At 38.6% G+C, this 21,354-nt stretch carries 16 protein-coding genes; 11 read left to right on the top strand and 5 right to left on the bottom strand.

What is annotated here, in order from left to right:
• Positions 1-3: 3 nt before the first annotated feature.
• Both ACH3PA_RS11785 and ACH3PA_RS11790 read right to left on the bottom strand, forming a co-directional pair.
• Positions 4-384, bottom strand: a complete 381-nt coding sequence (locus tag ACH3PA_RS11785) for a RidA family protein (protein ID WP_416443985.1) — start codon at positions 382-384, stop codon at positions 4-6.
• A gap of 62 nt (positions 385-446) precedes the next feature.
• A complete protein-coding gene (locus ACH3PA_RS11790) occupies positions 447-3,170 on the bottom strand; it encodes a putative LPS assembly protein LptD (RefSeq protein ID WP_416448185.1) in 2,724 nt (907 codons plus the stop codon).
• Positions 3,171-3,309: 139 nt separating this feature from the next.
• Between ACH3PA_RS11790 and ACH3PA_RS11795 the strand changes: the two genes are divergently transcribed.
• The 9 genes from ACH3PA_RS11795 to ACH3PA_RS11835 all read left to right on the top strand — a co-directional run bounded on the left by ACH3PA_RS11795 (position 3,310) and on the right by ACH3PA_RS11835 (position 14,550).
• A complete protein-coding gene (locus ACH3PA_RS11795) occupies positions 3,310-4,404 on the top strand; it encodes an N-acetylmuramoyl-L-alanine amidase family protein (protein WP_416443981.1) in 1,095 nt (364 codons plus the stop codon).
• 65 nt (positions 4,405-4,469) lie between these two features.
• Positions 4,470-5,420, top strand: a complete 951-nt coding sequence (locus ACH3PA_RS11800) for an MlaD family protein (protein ID WP_416443979.1) — start codon at positions 4,470-4,472, stop codon at positions 5,418-5,420.
• Positions 5,421-5,425: 5 nt separating this feature from the next.
• Positions 5,426-6,763 carry a 4Fe-4S dicluster domain-containing protein gene (locus tag ACH3PA_RS11805; protein WP_416443977.1) on the top strand — a complete coding sequence of 446 codons (1,338 nt, stop codon included), beginning with the start codon at positions 5,426-5,428 and terminating at the stop codon, positions 6,761-6,763.
• 34 nt (positions 6,764-6,797) lie between these two features.
• Positions 6,798-7,232: a phosphoheptose isomerase gene (locus ACH3PA_RS11810; RefSeq protein WP_416443975.1), complete on the top strand. Its 435-nt coding sequence runs from the start codon at positions 6,798-6,800 to the stop codon at positions 7,230-7,232.
• Between the two features lie 106 nt (positions 7,233-7,338).
• On the top strand, positions 7,339-8,130 hold the full coding sequence (locus ACH3PA_RS11815; protein ID WP_416443973.1) for a (Fe-S)-binding protein: 792 nt from the start codon (positions 7,339-7,341) through the stop codon (positions 8,128-8,130).
• Between the two features lie 95 nt (positions 8,131-8,225).
• A complete protein-coding gene (locus ACH3PA_RS11820) occupies positions 8,226-8,711 on the top strand; it encodes an ABC transporter ATPase (protein ID WP_416443971.1) in 486 nt (161 codons plus the stop codon).
• Between the two features lie 8 nt (positions 8,712-8,719).
• On the top strand, positions 8,720-11,635 hold the full coding sequence (locus ACH3PA_RS11825; RefSeq protein WP_416443969.1) for a glycoside hydrolase family 3 N-terminal domain-containing protein: 2,916 nt from the start codon (positions 8,720-8,722) through the stop codon (positions 11,633-11,635).
• A 12-nt stretch (positions 11,636-11,647) separates the two neighbouring features.
• Entirely contained in the window at positions 11,648-12,781 is a 1,134-nt protein-coding gene (bshA, locus tag ACH3PA_RS11830) for an N-acetyl-alpha-D-glucosaminyl L-malate synthase BshA (RefSeq protein WP_416443967.1), read from the top strand.
• A 143-nt stretch (positions 12,782-12,924) separates the two neighbouring features.
• Positions 12,925-14,550, top strand: coding sequence for a lipocalin-like domain-containing protein (locus tag ACH3PA_RS11835; protein ID WP_416443965.1), 1,626 nt, complete (start codon positions 12,925-12,927; stop codon positions 14,548-14,550).
• A 77-nt stretch (positions 14,551-14,627) separates the two neighbouring features.
• Here ACH3PA_RS11835 and ACH3PA_RS11840 read toward each other — a convergent pair whose 3' ends face one another.
• Positions 14,628-15,116, bottom strand: a complete 489-nt coding sequence (locus ACH3PA_RS11840) for a hypothetical protein (protein WP_416443963.1) — start codon at positions 15,114-15,116, stop codon at positions 14,628-14,630.
• A gap of 136 nt (positions 15,117-15,252) precedes the next feature.
• On the opposite strand from ACH3PA_RS11840, the gene ACH3PA_RS11845 reads away from it, so the two are divergent.
• Together ACH3PA_RS11845 and ACH3PA_RS11850 are read left to right on the top strand one after the other, a co-directional pair.
• Positions 15,253-18,195, top strand: a complete 2,943-nt coding sequence (locus ACH3PA_RS11845; RefSeq protein WP_416443961.1) for an FAD-binding and (Fe-S)-binding domain-containing protein — start codon at positions 15,253-15,255, stop codon at positions 18,193-18,195.
• 96 nt (positions 18,196-18,291) lie between these two features.
• Positions 18,292-20,040, top strand: coding sequence for a thiamine pyrophosphate-dependent enzyme (locus tag ACH3PA_RS11850; protein ID WP_416443959.1), 1,749 nt, complete (start codon positions 18,292-18,294; stop codon positions 20,038-20,040).
• A 147-nt stretch (positions 20,041-20,187) separates the two neighbouring features.
• On the opposite strand, the gene ACH3PA_RS11855 is transcribed toward ACH3PA_RS11850, so the two are convergent.
• Positions 20,188-20,532, bottom strand: a complete 345-nt coding sequence (locus tag ACH3PA_RS11855; protein WP_416443957.1) for a hypothetical protein — start codon at positions 20,530-20,532, stop codon at positions 20,188-20,190.
• A gap of 57 nt (positions 20,533-20,589) precedes the next feature.
• Positions 20,590-21,315 (bottom strand): DUF6090 family protein, encoded by a 726-nt coding sequence (locus ACH3PA_RS11860; protein WP_416443955.1) that lies wholly within the window; start codon positions 21,313-21,315, stop codon positions 20,590-20,592.
• Positions 21,316-21,354 lie beyond the last annotated feature (39 nt).

A 21,354-nucleotide genomic window follows, 5' to 3' on the forward strand; every position in this document is an offset into this window, starting at 1 on the left:
CAGTTATTTTACTGCGATCATTGAAATTTCAACATTTACAAATTTTGGCAGATTTGCCACTTGAACCGTTTCTCTTGCAGGAGCGGTTTCTTCATTAAAGTAAGTGCCATAAACGGCATTTACAGCACTAAAATCGTTCATATCACTCAAAAAAATAGACGATTTTACGACGTTTTCAAAAGTCATCTCTGCGGCCGTAAGTATAGCTTCAAGATTCTTCATAACCATTTTACTTTCTTCGGCGATATCGCCGCTAACGAGTTCGCCGGTAGAAGGATCAAGTGGTATTTGCCCACTAATAAATAAAGTTTCACCTGCCAGTACGGCCTGATTATAAGGTCCTATGGGTGCAGGAGCATTAGGTGTAGATATGATTTTTTTCATAATGTGATTTTGTTATGGTTAGTTTTTTGGCTTTCGCGAAAGCTAAATTAGTTATTGCAAACTTACAAACGTTGATCAGGAGATCTGCGTTTCTCGTATTTAAGATCTTTAAGCACGCTGCTGGAAATACCAATAAAGAAGTTCCAGGAGCTATATGTGCCAAATGGCGTCCAGCTAAATGTCATATTAAAACTCTCCAGGTCACGTCTAAAACGTAATTGAGTAGGGGTAAATCTAAGGTTAGTAAAATCTAAACCAGATGAAACTCCCACAAACCACCGCTCGCCTAATTCTACATCACCACTAAAGTTCACAGCATGAGATGTAATACTATTCTGCCTGCCACTATTGCCATAATTCACATTGTAATTTACACGTAAATTCCAGGGGAGCGAGTAATTATAGAATTCCTGAGGTACATCATCTTCTTTATCCTGACCGGTTTCATCTTCATAAAACTCGCCATTAATATCATCTATGTCCTTACCAAAAAGGTTGTCTGGTCGCCCACCATTTCTATAGGTTTGATTTTCCAGTGGATCATCATTTTCGGTTTTCTTGTTAAAGTTTTTACTAGAGAATGAGTATCCAAAATTAGCACTGGCATTAGTAAGTCTAAAAAGACTACCGCCATTAGCTATATTGAGTTTGTCAATACGACGGTTGTTATTGTTTAGGGCATAAGGATCAAGCGTCATGTTGAAGTTGATACTTAATTTTTCTTGTAATATAGGTATCGACCCACGCACAGATATTGGGCTTAATTTAAGGCTATCTGCAGTAAAATTATAGTTGGTAGATATAGCAAAGTTATTAAGCAGCGTTATGTTCTTAGGTTCTGTTGCCGTGCTATCCTTATCCCTAACTTTGGCTTCTAAAGTGTTATTTATGCTAATACCTATACCACTTGATTTAAAATTACTAGGCGCACCAAAGAAACCACCGTCAAAACGCGAATATTCAATTTCACGGGTTAAAGGCCCATCAGGATTGTTGAGTTCCGGCGCTAAATAAGTGTCGTAATATTGATCAAAAGCTGGGTTGTAGCTATATGATATAGACGGTTTTATAACGTGTCTTATTTTTTGAATTTTCTTATCTGCGCCAAAATTGAATACCCCGTAAAGAGTTGTACCTACACTGGCGCTAACATTATACGTTCTAAACGAGTCAAAACCGTTAATAGTGTCATTAACTGTAGCATTAGTGGTTTGATCATAATGCGGTTTCAAGGTTTCAAAAACCCACGATTCCTGATAATTAGAACTTGCAGAGACACTTAAATTTTTAAGCAATTTAAAGTTAGTGGTTATAGGTATGGTATGTCTAATTCCCATTTCTGCATCACGGAACATCTGAGCCGTAAAAAAGTCTTCATCTGTAGTTTCAAACCTATTCTCACCGCGCATGGTGTAGTTAAGGTTTATGTTCTGGATTATTCCCTTCTTTGTACCGTTTTTAGGGGCAAAAGGGTAGATTCTGTCAACGCTTAGTTGTGCGGTAGGCAAAGTCATATTAATGACTTTGGTCTGCGAATTTTGTTGGTGTGTCGCTGTAAGCGAAAGGTTAACCTGTGGTACGGTTTGAAACGTTTTTGAATAGGAGACCGAAGAACTAAAGTTATTCTGTATTCGGTTTGCAATGTTATTACTATTCACAGACTGCCTGAAGAAATCACTGCTCCCTAAGTTAACAGAAGCAGAAAATCTGGAATTGGGGCTTGATTTAGAATCCTGACTATGCGACCACTGTATGTTGTAATTGTTAGCTTCAGTAAAATCTGGCAGCCCACGCTCACTTGTTAGCAAGCGTTCAAAACGCACGTTTATATTACCATTAAATTTATACCTCTTTCTATAGCTGGTACTTCCACGCAAACCGTAGCTTCCGTTTGTATAATAATCACCTTGTAATGTTAGATCAAAATAATCGCTTAAAGCGAAGTAATATCCCCCATTTTGAAGGAAATATCCGCGCTCGTTAGATTCACCAGGTGATGGCAAGATAAAACCTGATACACTGGTTTCTTTTTCCATAGGGAAATATGCAAACGGAACTCCTAAAGGTGTGGGTACATCTGCTATAAACATATTTACCAGTCCGGTCACAATTTTTTTACCCGGAACGAATTTCACCTTTCTTGCGTAGAAATAATATTCTGGATCTTCAGTATTGCTACTCGTTGTAAAACGCACATTTTGCATAAATACAACCGAATCGTTTACGCGCTTGCTAACCTGATTTTTTATATAAAATTCCTGCTGTTGCGTATTAGAACCATATATAAGTGCCTTTTGTGTTTTAAAGTTGAATTTAATACTATCTGGTTCTACTGTATTTGCTCCTTGCACAAAAACAGGAGGTTGGTTATAAGTGCCGGTTGTATCAAGAATTCCTTTGGCGAAAACTGTATTAGTATTGTTATCTACAATAATTTCGCCTGCGGTTATTTCTATATCTGTATAATTTACCTGCGCTTCATTGTAAAGAAATAGTTTTTGAGTACGCCTGTCATAACGTGCGTAATCTGTAGCGCTGTAGCTTACAATATCTGTTAGGGTTTCCCGTGGCCCTACAATAGTATCATTCTTAACGGTGTCCTGTATGGTAATACCTTCTTTTAGCTCGCCCTGAGTGAGAATTGTGAGCGCATTAGGAGAAGCGATAGTGTCAATAGGAGTAATGGTTCTGGCATCATTGTTGGGAATATCCTGTGCGAGAACGTGAAGCGAACAAATCAGGCTAACGATTATTGATAGCAGAACTGTTAGATAGTTTGTTTGCAATGCGATTAATACTATTTTTGTAAAAGTAAAGGTCACTAATTAGAAACGCCAAAATTACACCTATTTTTTGGAAGCAATTCAAAAAGGTAATCAAAATAGGCTTACAAAATATGATACCTGTAATTGGCGTTACCCAAATATGAGAACGAAAAATATATTGAATATAGTATTAATACTCTTATTAAGTCTTGCACTTAATTCTACAGTTTATTCGCAAAATGCTGATAACGATAAATTTATTGTTGTGCTAGATGCCGGCCATGGCGGTCATGATCCCGGTAAACCTTCTAAAGCTGGTTATAAAGAAAAAGAAATAGCTTTAAAAATAGCCTTAGAAGTGGGAGAAGAACTAGAGAGAGAAAAAGATATCAAAGTAGTCTATACACGTAAGACTGACGTTTTTGTAGATCTCTTCAAGCGTGGCGAGATAGCTAATAAGGCAAAAGCAGATCTTTTTGTGTCGATTCATTGTAATGCTCATACTTCACAAGCATCTGGTGCAGAAACATATGTTTTAGGTCTTCACAGGAATAAAACCAATTTTGAAGTTGCTAAGGCAGAGAATGAAGTGATTTTTCTGGAAGATAACTATAAGGACAAGTACTCGCAATATGATATAAATTCGCCAGAATCTGTTATTGGGCTTACCTTAATGCAGGAAGAATATCTGGATCAAAGCATTCAGCTGGCAAGTTTAATTCAGGATAATTTTAGACAGAAGCTTAATAGAAAAGACAGAAGTGTAAAGCAGGCAGGTTTTATTGTATTGCATCAAACCGTTATGCCTAGTGTACTTGTTGAGACTGGTTTTATCACAAACAATCAGGAAGGGAAGTATCTAAATAGTAAAAAGGGACAGGCAGATATTGCAGGAGCAATTGCAAATGCTATTGAAGATTATAAGAAGAATGTAGATTCTAATGACTTTCTGGGCATAACAGATATTGTCCCGGCGGTAGAAGTAGATGATGTTATATATAAAGACGTTCTGTTTAAAGTGCAAATTGCCGCAAGCAGTAAAAATGTAGCAACAAAGTCGTACAATTTTAAGGGTCTTAATAGTATAAGTAGCGCTAAAGAGGGTAAGCTTTATAAATATTACTATGGTTCTACTCCTAATTATAGCGAAATAAAAAATAAACTTGAGGAGGCAAAAAGTAGGGGTTACACCTCTGCCTATATAGTTTCCTTTAAGAATGGGGTAAAAACACCGGTTAAGGATATCCTAAATTAAAATTAAGTCGGGAAGACTAAAAGAAATTAATTCCTAAATTTGTTTCCAATCCTAAATAAATTGCTTTGAAGGTATCAAGAGAGGTTAAAACGGGCTTGCTTGCCGTTGTTGCGATTGCCCTGCTTATTTTTGGGTATAGCTTCTTAAAAGGTCAAAACTTATTAGATAACGATCGCACATTTTATGCTGTGTACGATAATGTAGAAGGTCTTGCACCTTCTTCTAATGTTACAATAAATGGTTTTGAAGTAGGTAAAATTACAGATATTGATTTTCTGGATAACACAGGTCGCCTACTGGTAACCTTTAATGTTAAAGACGATTTTCAATTCTCAAGTAGCAGTATCGCTCAAATATATGGTGGCGGACTTATAGGCGGAAAATCTCTGGCTATCTTACCCGTATATGAAAAGGGAAATATGGCTAAATCTGGCGATACGTTAACCGGCCAGATAGATGAAGGTATTTTTGAACTTGTAAATGATAGACTTACGCCTTTACAGAAAAAGGTTGAAGCGGTAATACGTGATACAGATTCTGTGCTCACGGCTGTTAACGATGTTCTTGATAAAGACACAAGAGAAAATCTGCGTGTTGCAATCGCAAATATTAGCGCTACTTCTGTAGCTTTTAAAAATGCTTCTCAATCACTTAACGGTCTGTTATCTGAGAATAGCAATAAGCTTAATCGTACGTTTACAAATCTGGATGAGATCACAACTAATTTTAACAAAATTAGCGATACGCTATCTCAGGTTGAGTTTAAACGTGTAGTTGACAATCTGGATAAAGTAGTTGCAGATTTTGAAAGTATTTCTTCAAAACTTGATCGTGGTGAGGGTACGGCTGGTAAATTGATCAACGATGACCAGATGTATGTCAATCTTGAGAGAGCCACAAAACAGATGGAAGAATTGCTTCAGGATATTAAACTTAATCCTAAACGCTATGTGCATTTTTCTGTATTCGGGAAGAATCCGGGAGGATATGAAGAACCAAAAGATTCTCTCAAATAGAAAAAATGCATTACCTACCTAATATTCTTTTTCTCCTTGCTTTTATAGCCGCTGGCGGTTTCTTTGCGTTTAATGTTAGAAAACTTATTCGCAATATTAAACTTGGGCGTGATGAAGATCGCAGTGATAATAAGCCATTGCGATGGAAGAATATGGCAAAGATTGCTTTAGGGCAATATAAAATGGTAAAAAGACCTGTCTCAGGCATTATTCACGTTCTGGTTTATTTAGGTTTCGTGATCATTAATATTGAGGTGCTGGAAATAATCATAGATGGCATATTTGGTACACACAGAATCTTCAGCTTCCTGGGTGGTTTTTACGATTTTCTTATAGCTACTTTCGAGATATTTGCTCTTCTTGTTCTGGTAGGTGTTATTCTCTTTTGGATACGAAGAAATATAGTTAGGATAAAAAGGTTTTGGCATTCAGATCTTAAAGGCTGGCCAAAACTAGATGCTAATCTTATTCTTTATTTTGAAGTTGTGCTCATGGTACTTTTTCTAACCATGAATGCTGCAGATCAACAGTTGCAGGAAAGAGGGGTAGAACATTATGCTTCCGCGGAAGGCGCAGTAGGTGCTTTTCCTGTTAGCCAGTTTATAACTTCTGTTTTTGATGCGACTTCTACTAATACTTTAGTAACGATAGAAAGAAGTGCATGGTGGTTACATATACTCGGTATATTTTTCTTCCTGAATTATTTATACTATTCAAAACATTTACATATTCTGCTTGCGTTTCCTAATACCTACTTTGCAAAACTTAGTCCTTTAGGAAAATTTGATAACTTGCAGGCTGTTACAGATGAAGTTATGCTCATGATGGATCCCGATGCAGATCCTTATGCAGCACCGGCAGAAGATGAGGGAGAACCAGAAAAATTTGGAGCAAGTGATGCTACGGATTTAAGTTGGGTACAATTGTTAAACGCATACACCTGCACAGAGTGCGGGCGCTGTACAAGTGAGTGTCCCGCAAATCAAACCGGCAAGAAATTGTCACCGCGCAAGATCATGATGGATACGCGTGACAGAATAGAAGAAATAGGAGCTAATATTGATAAAAATAAAGGCGAATTTAAAGATGATGGTAAGCAATTACTTGATGATTATATTACAAGAGAAGAGCTTTGGGCATGTACAACATGTAATGCCTGCGTAGAAGTTTGTCCTGTAAATATTAGCCCTTTATCAATTATAATGGATATGAGACGTTATCTTGTAATGGAGCAGAGCGCTGCACCCACAGACTTAAATAATGCAATGTCTAATATTGAGAACAACGCTGCACCTTGGCCCTTTAACCAGATGGACAGGGCTAATTGGATAAAAGAAAGTTAATAGACAGTATAATACAACACAACAACCAGAAGTAATGAAAAAGGAAGAAGTAGATAAAATGCTAAGTGAAAAAGTGAAAGATGGTGAGCATGTAAGTCCGGTTTTGCCTCCGGGTATTAAAAACTATCTAATTGATATTGATGGTACAATCACAGAAGATGTGCCTAATGAAGAGCCAGAGCGTATGGCTACTTGTGAACCGTTTCCTGATGCGTTAGAAACATTAAACAAGTGGTATGATGAAGGTCATATTATTTGCTTTTTTACTTCACGTACAGAAGAGCATCGCGCTGTGACAGAAGAGTGGTTAGAGAAAAATAATTTCAAATATCACAGTCTTCTAATGGGTAAACCAAGAGGAGGTAACTACCACTGGATAGATAACCATCTTGTACGCGCAACACGCTACAAAGGTAAGTTTACAGACCTTGTAGAAAAGGATGTTACGATCGAGGTATTTAAAGACTAAATTCTGATTTTAGCCTTACTTGAGCAGATAATTGGGTAATTTATCCATCTTATTTTAAGATAGGTCAAGGCATAATCAAACCCCGAAAGAATTTAAAAATATTTGAATGGCAGAAGCACTTAAAGTGCCTACAATGGCAGAATTTATGGCGCAGGGCAAATCACCAGAAGTATTGTTTTGGGTGGGTTGCGCCGGCAGTTTTGATGATCGTGCAAAAAAGATAACTAAAGCTTTTGTACGGTTGCTTAATAAGGCCAATGTAGAATTTGCTGTTCTGGGTACAGAAGAGAGTTGTACTGGTGATCCTGCAAAACGTGCAGGTAATGAGTTTCTCTTCCAGATGCAGGCTGTTACTAATATTGAAGTTCTTAACGGCTATGAGGTTAAGAAGATCGTAACTGCCTGCCCGCATTGCTTTAATACAATAAAGAATGAATATCCGGGATTGGGCGGTAACTACGAAGTTATGCACCACACCCAATTCTTAAAAGCACTCGTAGAAGAAGGCCACTTAAGTATAGAAGGTGGTAAGTTTAAAGGTAAGCGCATTACCTTTCACGATCCCTGCTATTTAGGAAGAGCCAATAATGTGTATGAAGCTCCCCGTGATTTGTTACGAAAGCTGGAGGTAGAACTTATAGAGATGAAACGCTGTAAGGCTAAAGGTTTTTGTTGTGGTGCTGGTGGCGCACAAATGTTCAAAGAGCCCGAGCCAGGTAATAAAGATGTAAATATAGAGCGTACAGAAGAGGCTCTTGAGATCAAGCCTGAGGTTATTGCTGCCGGTTGTCCTTTCTGTAATACGATGATGACAGATGGCGTTAAAAACAAAGAGCAGGAAGACAACGTTGCTGTGATGGATGTCGCCGAAATGATAGCCTCTGCGGCCGATTTATAGGCATTTTTGACCGATTTTTAGTTCTTCTTCTTAATCAATGGTTAAGTAAGTGCGCTTAATGATGTGTTGCTGTATATTTGTGACAAATTAAATGTATGCTTATTTCTTTTGACAAACTTCCAGATTCAGCTCGTTTGTGGATCTACCAAAGCAGCCGAAAATTTACTGAAGATGAGTTGGTTTCGCTTAAAGCGAAATTAGACACCTTTCTTGAGCAATGGACAGCCCACGGCGCAAATCTACATGCCGCCGCAGATATAAAATACGATCGTTTTATTGCTATAGGTCTTGACCAGGAGCAGAACGCAGCCAGCGGTTGTTCTATAGACAGTCAGGTGCGCTTTATACAGCAACTCGAGCAGGAGTTTAATACAGAACTACTTGATAAGATGAATGTTACTTACATTCAAAATGACAGAGTGCACTATAAACCACTTCTAGAGTTTAAAAAGATGGCAAAAGACGGTGCGGTAGGTAAGAACACCATTGTCTTTAATAATTTAATAAATACAAAAGGAGAATATCAGGAACATTGGGAGGTGCCCGCAATAGAAAGCTGGCATAGCCGTTTCTTTAAATAAAATAGTTTATGCTGAAGAAGTTTGCCTTCGTTCTATTAATTACATATACAATTACAGGATTTGCGCAGGAGATGAATCCGCTGCTTGCTAAAGATATTACAGATCAACGAGTTTGGGTTGATAGTATCTATAACAAGATGACGCTTCAGGAAAAAATTGGTCAGTTGTTTATGATCGATGTTTTCTCGAGCGATCCTAAATCGAAGACAGATGCCATAAAATCGCTTATTAGAAATCAACATATAGGCGGTGTGATTTTCTCTAAAGGTGGTCCTGTAAGACAGGCAAAACTCAATAATGAATTTCAGGCCATTAGTAAAATTCCTCTAATGGTAGGTATGGATGCAGAATGGGGTCTTTCTATGAGACTAGACTCTACATTTGCTTTCCCGTGGAATATGACTTTGGGCGCCATTAAAGACAACAAAGTTGTAGAGGAAGTAGGCAGGCAAATAGGTTTTCATTGTAAAAGATTAGGCGTTCATATCAATTTTGCGCCAGATGTAGATATCAATGTAAACCCAAATAATCCTATAATTGGTAACCGTTCTTTTGGTGAAGATCGTGAGAATGTAACCCAGAAAGCAGTAGCGTTTTTAAAAGGAATGCAGGGAACCGGCGTTTTGGGAAGTGCTAAGCATTTTCCGGGTCACGGTGACACAGATCAGGATTCACATAAAACATTACCCACATTACCGTTTACACGAAAAAGACTTGACAGCATTGAGATGTTCCCGTATAAAAGGGTAATAGATGCCGGTATTGCAAGTGTTATGATCGCGCATCTTGATGTGCCTGTGCTTGAGAGCAGACCGGGATACCCCACTTCCATTTCTAAAAAAGTTGTAAATGATATTTTACGAGATAGTCTTGATTTTAAAGGACTCATCTTTACAGATGCACTCAATATGAAAGGTGCTTCTAATTTTCAGCAGCCGGGTGATATAGATCTTGCTGCTTTTAAGGCCGGAAATGATATTTTGCTTATTAGCGAAAACATACCAAAGGCAATTCAGAAAATAGAAGAAGCGTATAATAAAGGAGAGATTTCTGAAGACAGATTAGCACGATCAGTTAAGAAAATTCTCTATGCCAAATATAAGGTGGGGCTTAATAAATATCAGCCTGTAGAGCTTAAAAACCTCGTTTCAGACCTAAATACCCCACAAGATGAAGCTATTTACAGAGAAGCAATAGGTGATGCTCTTACAGTATTGCGCAACAAAGAGGCGGTTCTTCCTGTAAAAGATCTTGACGATAAAAAAATAGCTTATGTAGAATTAGGTGATGATAGTGGTGAAGCATTTTATCACCAGATGACACGCTACGCAAAAGTTGCTAAAGTTAGTGCACCTACATTACCTCAATTGCTAGAAGATCTACGAGCTTATAATTATGTGATCATTGGTTTTCACAGATCAAACGCTACCCCGTGGAAATCATACAAACTCACAGCAAAAGATATTGAGTGGATAAATGGCATAGCAGAAGATAATCAGGTTGTTTTGGATTTATTTGTACGACCTTATGCTTTGCTAGATCTGCCTGCAAATGATAATATAGAGAGCATTGTACTGTCTTATCAAAACAGCAATATAGTACAGGAAATGAGCGCTCAGCTTATTTTTGGGGCAATAGGCGCGTCGGGTAAATCGCCGGTTTCCCTAGGTACCGATTTTCCGGTGGGTACTAGTTATGAAACGGGAACACTGCGCAGGTTAAAATATGGTATTCCTGAAGAAGAAGGAATGGATTCTAAAAAGCTGGAGAAAATAGATTCTTTGGTCAAAGTAGGATTAAACGGTGTGATGTTTCCCGGGGCACAAGTTCTTGTTGCGCGCCATGGAAAAGTGATTTATGAGAAAGCATTTGGTTTTCATACATATACTAAAAAACAGAAAGTAGCTCTTACAGATGTTTATGATCTGGCGAGTATGACCAAGATATTAGCGACATTACCACTGTTGATGGAATTAAAAGATGAAGGAACCCTTCATTTAAATGATAAACTGGGAAACATAATTCCGGAATTAAAAAATACAAATAAGACCAATATTACGGTAAAAGAAGTATTGTCTCATTACGGAAGACTTAAAGCCTGGATTCCTTTCTACATTCATACTCTGGATAGTGCCACGGGACAGATCTCAGAAAAATATTACCGTAAGGCACCTTCAGATGATTTTGATATAAAAGTAGCAGATGAAGTTTATCTACGCTCAGATTATCAGGATAGCATCGTTAAAATAATCGCAGATTCAGACTTAAGACCGCATAAAGGTTATAAGTACAGTGACCTTTCTTATTATTTGTTCAAAAAATATCTTGAAGACTATTACGGTAAAAATCTGGATGAGTTATCTCAGGCACATTTTTACAGCAAAATAGGTGCAGATCATACGGGATATTTGCCGCTTACTAAATTTGCAAAAGATGATATCGTCCCCACAGAAAATGATACCTATTACCGTATGCAGCAAATACAGGGATATGTACATGACATGGGAGCGGCTATGGAAAACAATATTGGTGGTCACGCCGGTCTTTTTAGCAATGCTAATGATGTTGCAAAATTGATGCAAATGTATCTGCAAAATGGTTATTACGGCGGCAAACGATTCTTCTCAAAAGAAACGATGGATAGTTTTAATACCTGCTATTATTGTAAAGAAAATGTGCGTCGCGGTGTAGGTTTTGATAAACCGCAATTAGGAACAGTAGGGCCTACATGTGGTTGTGTTTCAGATAGTAGTTTTGGGCATTCAGGTTTTACCGGCACTTTAGCCTGGGCAGATCCTGAATCTGAAATTGTGTATGTATTCCTGTCTAACCGCACTTTTCCTACTGCAGATAATAGAAAGTTGATCACTTCTAACCTGCGCACTATAATACAAGAGGCTATACAGGAAGCCATAGTTAATTAGTACTTTTGCATAATGAAGATTGCTATAGTTTGTTATCCCACCTTTGGTGGTAGTGGGGTTGTAGCCACAGAACTTGGTATCGCTCTTTCTAAGCGCGGCCATGAGGTACATTTTATCACCTACAAGCAGCCAGTAAGGCTTGATCTTCTCAATGAGAAGATTTTTTTTCATGAGGTAAATGTACCAGATTATCCACTCTTTCATTATCAGCCATATGAGCTTGCTCTTTCAAGTAAATTGGTAAATATCATAAGAGCATATCATATAGATGTGCTTCATGTACATTATGCTATACCACACGCATATGCAGGTTATATGGCGCAAAAAATGCTAAAGCAGGAAGGTATAAATGTACCCATGGTTACAACACTTCACGGCACAGATATTACTCTTGTAGGTAATCATCCCTTTTATAAACCAGCGGTAACTTTTAGTATAAACAAAAGCAATGTGGTAACATCGGTTTCTGCGAGCCTTAAAAAGGATACCCTGCGTTTGTTTGATATTAAAAAGAAAATCAAGGTTATACCTAACTTTATTGATTTTAGCCATATTCATTCAGAATTCACAGATTGCCAGCGTGATCTTATGGCGACTGAAAATGAACGTATCGTAACGCATATAAGTAACTTTAGAGAAGTTAAACGTATACCAGATGTTGTAAAGGTTTTTCATAAGATACAGCAACATGTACCTGCCAAACTTATAATGGTAGGCGAGGGCCCAGAAAGAGCTCCTGCAGAACAGCTGTGTGAGGAATTAGGAATCTCTAAAAAAGTAGTATTTCTGGGTAATAGTAACGAGATTGATAAGATTCTATGCTTTTCAGATCTGTTCCTGCTTCCTTCTCAGGCAGAAAGTTTTGGTCTTGCAGCTCTAGAAGCGATGGCTGCCGGTGTTCCTGTAGTTTCTTCTAACGCGGGAGGTTTAGGCGAAGTAAATGTAGAAGGTGTTTCTGGCTATCTTAATGAGATAGGTGATCTTGAAGGTATGGCAGCAAATGCTATAAGTATTCTTCAGGATGATGATACACTTGCCCGGTTTAAAAAGCAAGCCAGAGCAGAAGCACGTAAATTTGATATAGATGCTATTGTACCTATGTACGAAGAGGTTTATCTCAAAGCTTTAAAAATTGAAAAAGTCTAAATTGTTTTTTCAAAAGTAAAATTTCCGGTATTTAATTCAATCCCAGTCAGGAGAATGTTATATTTGATTGAAAACTAGGCTAATTAGGTCGATTTTTGACCTTTTTTACCGGTTTTTGACCAACAAATCATAACTCTCTCAACATGAAATTAAAATACGTATTGCCATTTCTGGCTCTTGCGCTTTTGTGCGCACCAGTTCGTGCGCAGGACTGGAAGATCTATCCATTTTTACCGTCAGCCGAAAGTCTTATTTCTTTTCCTGTTGATGAAGGGCACCACACTACAGAACCTATAGAATGGTGGTATACCACAGGTCATGTTGTAGGGGAGACTACGGGCAATCACTACAGTTATATGCTCACCTACTTTTACTATCCACAAAGTGGGTTTGATGGGTTTCGCATTTTAAACTTCAGTAATGATGACACCGGTGCATTTTATCCACAAACATCACTGGTCAATTACAATACGCTGGCGACAGACCATTTAGAAATAGGAGCAAATATCTTTTTAGGTGGCAACGACAGTTGGGTAACAAAAAAAGATGGCAGCGATCTTATTCCTTTTGAGTATTCTATAAATGCTACAAGTTCATCAGGTAATCTCACTCTTGATTATGCAGCGCTTAAAGACCCACTTATTCTTGAGGACGATGGCTTTTTTGAGCAAGGCGGTGGTTCTAATTACACGTATTACTATTCCCAGACAAAAAACCAAGTAAACGGTTCTATAACTTTAAACGGAATCACAGAGAATGTTACAGGAACTTCATGGATAGACCGGCAATACGGAAGTTTTAATCCTTACAATAGTGAAGATTATGAATGGATGAGCATAAATCTCTCAAACGGTATGGATATTAATTTGTGGAATTTATTTACCGCTCAGGGCGAAATACCAGAGGGTTTAAAATATAAGTTTATGGCCGTTTACAAAGACGAGAATACACAGTACACAATAAGCGATTTTCATCTCGAAAGATTAGAATACAAATTTACAGATGATGATGCGCGGTGCTACGCTCAAAAGTGGCGACTTACATCTACTACAGACAATGTAGATATTACAATAATCACTTTGCAACACAATGCCGAAGTTTCTTTGCCTATTCGCTTTTATGAAGGCACAACCACAATTACGGGAACTGTAAACGGTGTAGCCGTCACAGGCGAAGGCTTTGCCGAATTATTACATCACTATACAAATCCTGAACTCAATGTTACAAGTCCGTCAACAGATAGCTGGGACAGTAGTACCGCAATTACCTGGGAAGTCACAAACCCTGATGATGGGCGCCCGCTCACTTATGATCTCGAGTACAGCACAGATGATCAGGTGACTTTTAATACAATCGCAACGGGCATTACATCTACAAGCTACTTATGGGAAGATAGCTCAGCTTCAGTTGAGAATGGTGCAGAGATCTGGTTTAAAGTAACCGGTAATTCTGTAGATAATACATTAAGCGGGGAGGCTGTTAGCAATACAAGAGCGACTGTTTTAGCAACAGATGATTTTCAGGTAAATGATATTACTATTTACCCAAATCCTGCCGTAAATAATTTCATAATTAATCTAAAAACTACATCGATTTTACCCCTAAAATATGAGGTTTTTGATCTTGCAGGGAAGGTTTTAAAACGCAATCAGTTAACGCCCACCAATAAAAAAATAGATGTTGAGGTAAGTGATTTGCAAAGCGGCTTGTACTTTGTAAAAGTTGCTTCTGCAGGTAAAGAGTTTATTTCAAAATTATTGATCAAATAAAAAATGCCTCTGCTTTTGCAGAGGCATTTAAACAAATCATTCTCATTTGCCCACTATAATTAATAGTCAGGATCTTCTTAAAACTGGTAACGTATACCTAAAGCGATGTCAAAACCCACATCGTTATTAAAATCATTAAAACCTATTTCTGGTCTAAAGTCTAGTGACAACAGCAATGGGATATCAAAGTTGTACTCAATCCCAATATCACCAGCACCAAAAACGAAGATCTCATCGTCATCTTCATGACCGGGATAATTAGCATCATAACCTACACTTCCCAGACCACCACCGGCACCGGCATACCAGTTAAAACCGCCGTCAATGTTCCATAACCACTGGTAAACACCGGCAAGTTTTACCGCGTCGTAGTCGTTACCATTTCTCCAGCCCAGATCAAGTTCTAGTCTGTTGTTTTCGCTTAAAGCTCTTTGATAAGAAACTTCCCCGCCAAAACCATCATTATCTCCTAAGCGTAGCCCCAACGCATTCTCTGCAATTTCCTGAGCATTTGTTTGCGATAAACATCCTGCAATAAAAAGGACGCATAAAAAGATTTTTTTCATAATTAGTTTGATTAATTGTTAATGTGACAAATGTAATTGTTGAGCTATTGCGCTGCATTCTTACATCAGCCAATTTTTTGTTAACCTTGCTTAAGATATTGTTAATCACAAAACATCATTATTGTATTTTTGAAGTATGACGATAGACCTGAAGAAAGCCATAGAGCAACTCGCCGTAACTTTAGAAGGCGAACTTTTTTTTGATGATTTACATAAAACACTCTATGCCACAGATGCTTCGGTGTATCGCAAAATGCCGCTCGCAGTTGCCTTTCCCAGATCTGTAGAAGATATTAAAGTATTAATAATTTTCGCGAAAGCTAATAATACGTCATTAATACCAAGAACAGCAGGAACTTCGCTCGCCGGGCAATGTGTAGGTGACGGAATTGTAGTAGATGTCTCAAAATATTTCACTGAAATCATAGCGCTTGACGCGAAAAATAAAACGGTTACGGTACAACCCGGGGTAATACGGGACGAACTAAACCGATTCCTGAAACCTCACAGACTTTTCTTTGGACCAAACACTTCCACCTCAAATCGCTGCATGATTGGCGGCATGGTTGGTAATAATTCTTCAGGCACAACATCTATTCAATACGGCGTTACGCGCGATAAAGTAGTTCAGGTAAAGGCGTTACTCAGCGATGCCAGCGAAGTGGTTTTTGAAGCTATGAACACGGCTCAATTTTCGCAAAAGCGAAAGTTAAAAACACTTGAGGGTAAGCTGTATAAATCGGTCTATAAAGCATTAAAATCGGCTGAAACAAGACAAAAAATAGCCGATGAATTCCCAAAACCTGAGATTCATCGCAGAAATACAGGCTATGCAATCGATAAATTAATCGATACCGCGGTTTTTGATGAGCATGAGAAGCAATTTAATTTCTGTGAACTGCTTGCCGGGAGTGAAGGTACGCTGGCTTTTACCACAGAAGTAACTTTAAAACTGGATGAGCTGCCGCCTGAACATGGCGTGATGGTCGCCGCCCATTTTGAAAGTATTGAGAAATGTTTACAGGCTGTTGTGCCAGCGATGAAACACAATCTGTACGCCTGCGAAATGATGGATAAGGTGATTCTTGATTGTACGCTTAATAACCGCGAGCAGCAGAAAAACCGATTCTTCATTCAGGGTGATCCTGCAGCTATTTTAATGCTGGAAGTGCGCGCAGCCGATTTAAAAACTGCGATTGCGCAGGCAGAAAAACTAACGGAAACACTACAAAAATCGGGTTTGGCGTATGCTTTTCCGCCATTGCACGGGGAGCAGATAGACCAGGCGCTGGAGTTGAGAAAGGCAGGATTAGGCTTGCTGGGTAATATTGTAGGTGATCGCAAAGCTGTGGCTTGTATAGAAGATACTGCAGTAGCGCTTGAGGATTTATCTTCGTATGTCAACGAATTTTCCGCTTTAATGAAAGGCTATAAACAAGACGCTGTTTATTATGCCCATGCAGGAGCAGGAGAGCTTCATTTACGTCCCATTTTGAATTTAAAGAAAAAGGAAGATGTTGTTCTCTTTAGAAAAATCACCACAGATGTCGCTAAACTCGTAAAAAAATATAACGGCTCTATGAGCGGGGAACACGGTGACGGTATTGTGCGAGCCGAATTTATTCCGCTTATGATAGGCGAGGAGAACTATAAAATTGTCAAGAAGATCAAGAAGATTTTTGATCCTGAAAATATTTTTAATCCGGGTAAGATCGTAAACGCGTATCCTATGGATCGTAATCTGAGATACGAGATCAACCGCAAAGAGCCAAAAGTAAAAACACTGCTTAATTTTGAAGATTCTGAAGGGATAATACGTGCCGCCGAAAAATGTAACGGTAGCGGCGATTGCCGTAAACTTCCCGCTGCCGGTGGTACCATGTGCCCAAGTTATCGCGCTACACGCAATGAGAAAGATACAACTCGCGGTAGGGCAAATGCTTTACGCGAATTTTTAACCACTTCTGAAGTCAAGAACAAATTTAATCACAAAGAGCTCAATGAGGTTTTTGACCTCTGCTTAAGTTGCAAGGCTTGCGCCAGTGAATGTCCCAGCAACGTTGATGTTGCGACTTTAAAAGCAGAATTTCAATATCAATACAAAAAGCAAAATGGCAGCTCAATGCGCACCAGGGCTTTTGCATTTAACAGTCATCTTAATCAGTTTGCAGCTGTAGCCCCGGGATTTACAAACGCGATCTATAAAGGCAAACTTACAGCTGGTTTTATGAAGCGCACGCTGCACATTGCAAAAAAACGTAGCCTGCCGCCGCTTTCTAAAAAGACGTTTAGGAAGTCATTAAAGTCGCTGTTAAATAATAATCCGCAGCAGCCTGTAAAATCAGTTTACCTGTTTGTAGATGAGTTTACAAATTATCTTGATGCACAAATAGGTGAAGATGCGGTCGTGCTTTTACAGAAGCTCAATTATGAGGTTCGCATTGTAAAGCATCCTGAGAGCGGTCGATCTTTTATTTCAAAAGGATTCTTAAAAGAGGCGCGTAAAGTAGCGTGTAAAAATGTTGATATTTTTAAAGAATTGGTTTCAGCTGAAACTCCGCTTATTGGGATAGAGCCTTCTGCCATTTTAGGATTTAGAGATGAATACTCAAGGCTTGTGAAAAATGTCGCTTCCGCGAAAGCGATTGCCGCTAATACCTTTTTAATTGACGAATTTCTACATAATGAAATGCGCTCAGGAAATATCACTGCAGATACATTTACTACCGAAGCCAAAACTTTAAAGATACACGGGCATTGTCATCAAAAAGCGCTTTCTTCAATAGAACATACATTTGCGATTCTCAATCTTCCAGCTAATTATAAGCCTACAATTATCCCATCGGGTTGCTGCGGGATGGCCGGTTCATTTGGTTATGAAGAAGAGCACTATGAGGTAAGTATGAATATTGGTGAACAAACTTTATTTCCCGCAGTACGCAAAGCTGCTGCAGATACGATTATCGCCGCGCCGGGAACGAGCTGCCGTCATCAAATAAAAGACGGCACACAGCGAGAGGCTTTGCATCCCGTAAGTATTTTAAGAATGGCTTTAGATACTACAAATCATAACGATTAACATTTCAACGCTCTATTCTTACGAGTTAATTAACACCTCCTGAATGAGATAAGCGATAACTTTAGTCAAAAGATTCACGAATCCTAAACTATTGATATGGCTAAAAGTGTTGCAGATGTTCTTGTAGAAATGCTGGTTAAAGCGGGTGTGAAAAGAGTTTATGCCATTACCGGTGACAGTTTAAATCCTGTAAATGATGCGATACGCAGAGATGGCAGTATACAGTGGGTGCATGTGCGACACGAAGAAGCCGGGGCTTATGCTGCTTCTATGGATGCAGAACTCAACGGTATAGGTTGTTGCATGGGAAGTAGCGGTCCCGGGCACGTACATTTAATCAACGGACTTTATGATGCTAATCGCTCTGGAAATCCGGTGATCGCGATTGCTTCTACAATTACTACAAATAAATTGGGTACGGTAAACTTTCAGGAGACTAATGTGGTTAAATTGTTTGACGACTGCAGCAAGTACTGCTTTATGGCAAATACGCCTACGCAGGCAATTCATGGTTTACAAGGCGCTATTCAACATGCAATAAATGAAAGAGGCGTTGGCGTTTTAGGACTTCCCGGCGATGTTGCAGAGGCAGAGGCCGAAGCGGTCACTACTTCTGAAAAAAATTATTATACAAACCCGGTTATACTTCCCGGAAAGGCAGAATTAGAAGAATTGAGCGAGGTGGTCAATTCTAATAAAAAGGTGATGATCTATTGCGGTTACGGCTGCAAAGATGCACAAGCTGAAGTAATGCAGCTGGCCGAAAAATTACAGGCTCCCATGGGGTTTAGTTTTAGAGGAAAGATATTCTTTGATAAAGAAACAAATCCATTTGCTGTTGGGCTTAACGGACTTCTTGGGACAAAATCGGGATTTCTCTCTATGCACGAGGCAGATCTGGTTATTTTGCTGGGAACAGATTTTCCATATACAGATTATTTACCCGAAAAAAATACGATTGTACAAATTGATCTGAAGCCGGAGCGTATAGGTAGAAGAGCAAAGGTAGATTATGGTTATTGCGGCGATATACAAGCTACTTTACAGGCATTGCTTCCTGCGGTTGAAGCAAAAACCGATGATACCTTTCTAAAGGAAATGCGTAAAGTACACATGGAGATAGAAGAGAAATATGAAAGCTATGTACGCGGCAAGAATGAAGAAGAAAAAATTCACCCAGAATATGTTGCGGCTATAATAGACGACCTGGCAACAGATGATGCGATCTTCACAGTAGATACGGGAATGTCTGCAGTGTGGGCAGCACGCTATTTAAAAGGGAAACGTAACAGATATCTTACCGGCTCATTTAATCATGGTTCTATGGCAAATGCAATGCCCATGGCGATAGGAGCGGGATTATCTCATCCGGAAAGGCAAGTAATCGCTTTGTGTGGCGATGGCGGTATAAGTATGCTTTTGGGTGATTTGATGACTATAAGTCAGTATCAAATCCCTGTCAAGATCATCATTTTTAATAACCGAACTCTGGGTATGGTTAAGCTTGAAATGCAGGTCGCGGGTATTCCAGATTGGCAGACAGATATGGTAAACCCTGACTTTGCGAGAGTGGCTGAAGCTATGAATATAAAAGCATGGACGGTTCAGGATTCAGATAAAGTACATAATGTAATTGAAGAAGCCTTGTTTCATAAAGGACCGGCGCTTGTAAGTATTTTTACAGATCCTGATGCCCTTGCGATGCCTCCACAATTAAAATTTGATCAGGTAAAAGGTTTTGCAACAAGTATGGGAAAATTGATCCTTAACGGAAGATCTGCTGAGGTAATTGATTCGGCTAAATCTAATATTAAATATCTTAAAGAGCTTTTTGTTTCTTCATAATATGAAGATTCAGTAAAAATCAAGAAGGCTTTTTCTTTTCCCTTTTCTTTTCAGAAATAGATTTTGTGATGGTTTTGCCTTGTTCGTTTAAATCGGCTGGTTTTGTTTTTGAAAGTGAAAAAGAATAGGCTTCCTGCATGAGATTTATCAGGTAGTTTTTAGGCAAATTCTCCCGATTTTTGACCAAAATATACCGGTATTACTTACCTGAACCAACCAGTATTTTTTCGGAATCTTTGAGTACGCTGCCCCAATAAAAGCCAAAATGTACAGCATTGTTGTTCTAAAAATAGAAATTGTACAAAAAGTCTGACTCGATTTTAAAGACGGTGACCAGCCAATGGCCAGCGCATTGTAATTATCATAAATGAGTTCGTTAGCTTGTGGAAATTGATCCCAAATAAACTCGCGAAGTGAGAGCACAAGCTCTTGGACTTCCTGACTGAAAACAGAAAGGAAACCAATGAGATCATGTGTTTCTTCTTTGCTCATTCAATTTTAATAGTTACAAATATGGCTAATAAAGGTATAAGATTATAAGCCGATTTTTCACTCTTTTAACCGATTTTCAATCATTTTAATGAGGTTTTCGCCTTGAGCTATTATATTTTTTATGCGCCTTAAATTATGGTTTGCACTGGATATTTCGAGATTAGCAGTTTGATAGAATTCTTCTGTTTTCGCTTTTTCTAAAACGTATTTTCTGGAATAGGCAGTTGTAGAATCTGGAGTTTCCGGGTTATAAGGACGCAGGGAATTCATAAGTAAGTTGTAACCGCTTAATTGATCTTTAGACATCTGGTGCGCCAGTTTAAGATCTGTATAATAATCTAGGATTGCGGTGCGCAGTTCAAAATCAAGTAGCCTTATATTACCGGTATTGTTGAGACTTGTAAAGATCGAGTTCCCCGGTTCTGCAATTCCCGTGGCATAGACACCGCCCAATCCCAGACTTTTTACGGCTTCTGTTGTATCTATAATCTCAATGTTTTCTTCATAGATAGCACGGGCGAGATAGAGACCTTTCATTTTTACATCATATCGATTTACAAAGGCATTTTCAAAAATATAAATGTTGTAGTCTATCTCTTTTACCAGATTCTCAAGATAAGTATTGGTAATCTCCCGGTTCTTGTGTACTTCATTTGCGTTATTGATCTCGAGAGCGATGAGAATTCCTATAACTACAAGAAGAATTTCGCCCACGGCGTAGAGCAGGTATTTAGTGAAACGATTTTCTTTTATGAGTACGCGCTTTAATTTTCTAAAGAACACAATATAATTTATTAACTGGCTGAATATCAATAAATATAA

The sequence above is a fragment of the Leeuwenhoekiella sp. A2 genome (assembly GCF_047946655.1).
Classification (GTDB): Bacteria; Bacteroidota; Bacteroidia; order Flavobacteriales; family Flavobacteriaceae; genus Leeuwenhoekiella.

What these genes read in the sequence shown, in the direction of transcription:
- ACH3PA_RS11850 (WP_416443959.1), top strand. Translation starts at nt 18,292, where the DNA reads ATGGCTAAAAGTGTTGCAGATGTTCTTGTAGAAATGCTGGTTAAAGCG.
- ACH3PA_RS11845 (WP_416443961.1), top strand. Translation starts at nt 15,253, where the DNA reads ATGACGATAGACCTGAAGAAAGCCATAGAGCAACTCGCCGTAACTTTA.
- ACH3PA_RS11820 (WP_416443971.1), top strand. Translation starts at nt 8,226, where the DNA reads ATGCTTATTTCTTTTGACAAACTTCCAGATTCAGCTCGTTTGTGGATC.
- ACH3PA_RS11815 (WP_416443973.1), top strand. Translation starts at nt 7,339, where the DNA reads ATGGCAGAAGCACTTAAAGTGCCTACAATGGCAGAATTTATGGCGCAG.
- ACH3PA_RS11810 (WP_416443975.1), top strand. Translation starts at nt 6,798, where the DNA reads ATGAAAAAGGAAGAAGTAGATAAAATGCTAAGTGAAAAAGTGAAAGAT.
- ACH3PA_RS11825 (WP_416443969.1), top strand. Translation starts at nt 8,720, where the DNA reads ATGCTGAAGAAGTTTGCCTTCGTTCTATTAATTACATATACAATTACA.
- ACH3PA_RS11795 (WP_416443981.1), top strand. Translation starts at nt 3,310, where the DNA reads ATGAGAACGAAAAATATATTGAATATAGTATTAATACTCTTATTAAGT.
- ACH3PA_RS11785 (WP_416443985.1), bottom strand. Translation starts at nt 384, where the DNA reads ATGAAAAAAATCATATCTACACCTAATGCTCCTGCACCCATAGGACCT.
- ACH3PA_RS11855 (WP_416443957.1), bottom strand. Translation starts at nt 20,532, where the DNA reads ATGAGCAAAGAAGAAACACATGATCTCATTGGTTTCCTTTCTGTTTTC.
- ACH3PA_RS11835 (WP_416443965.1), top strand. Translation starts at nt 12,925, where the DNA reads ATGAAATTAAAATACGTATTGCCATTTCTGGCTCTTGCGCTTTTGTGC.
- bshA (WP_416443967.1), top strand. Translation starts at nt 11,648, where the DNA reads ATGAAGATTGCTATAGTTTGTTATCCCACCTTTGGTGGTAGTGGGGTT.
- ACH3PA_RS11805 (WP_416443977.1), top strand. Translation starts at nt 5,426, where the DNA reads ATGCATTACCTACCTAATATTCTTTTTCTCCTTGCTTTTATAGCCGCT.
- ACH3PA_RS11840 (WP_416443963.1), bottom strand. Translation starts at nt 15,116, where the DNA reads ATGAAAAAAATCTTTTTATGCGTCCTTTTTATTGCAGGATGTTTATCG.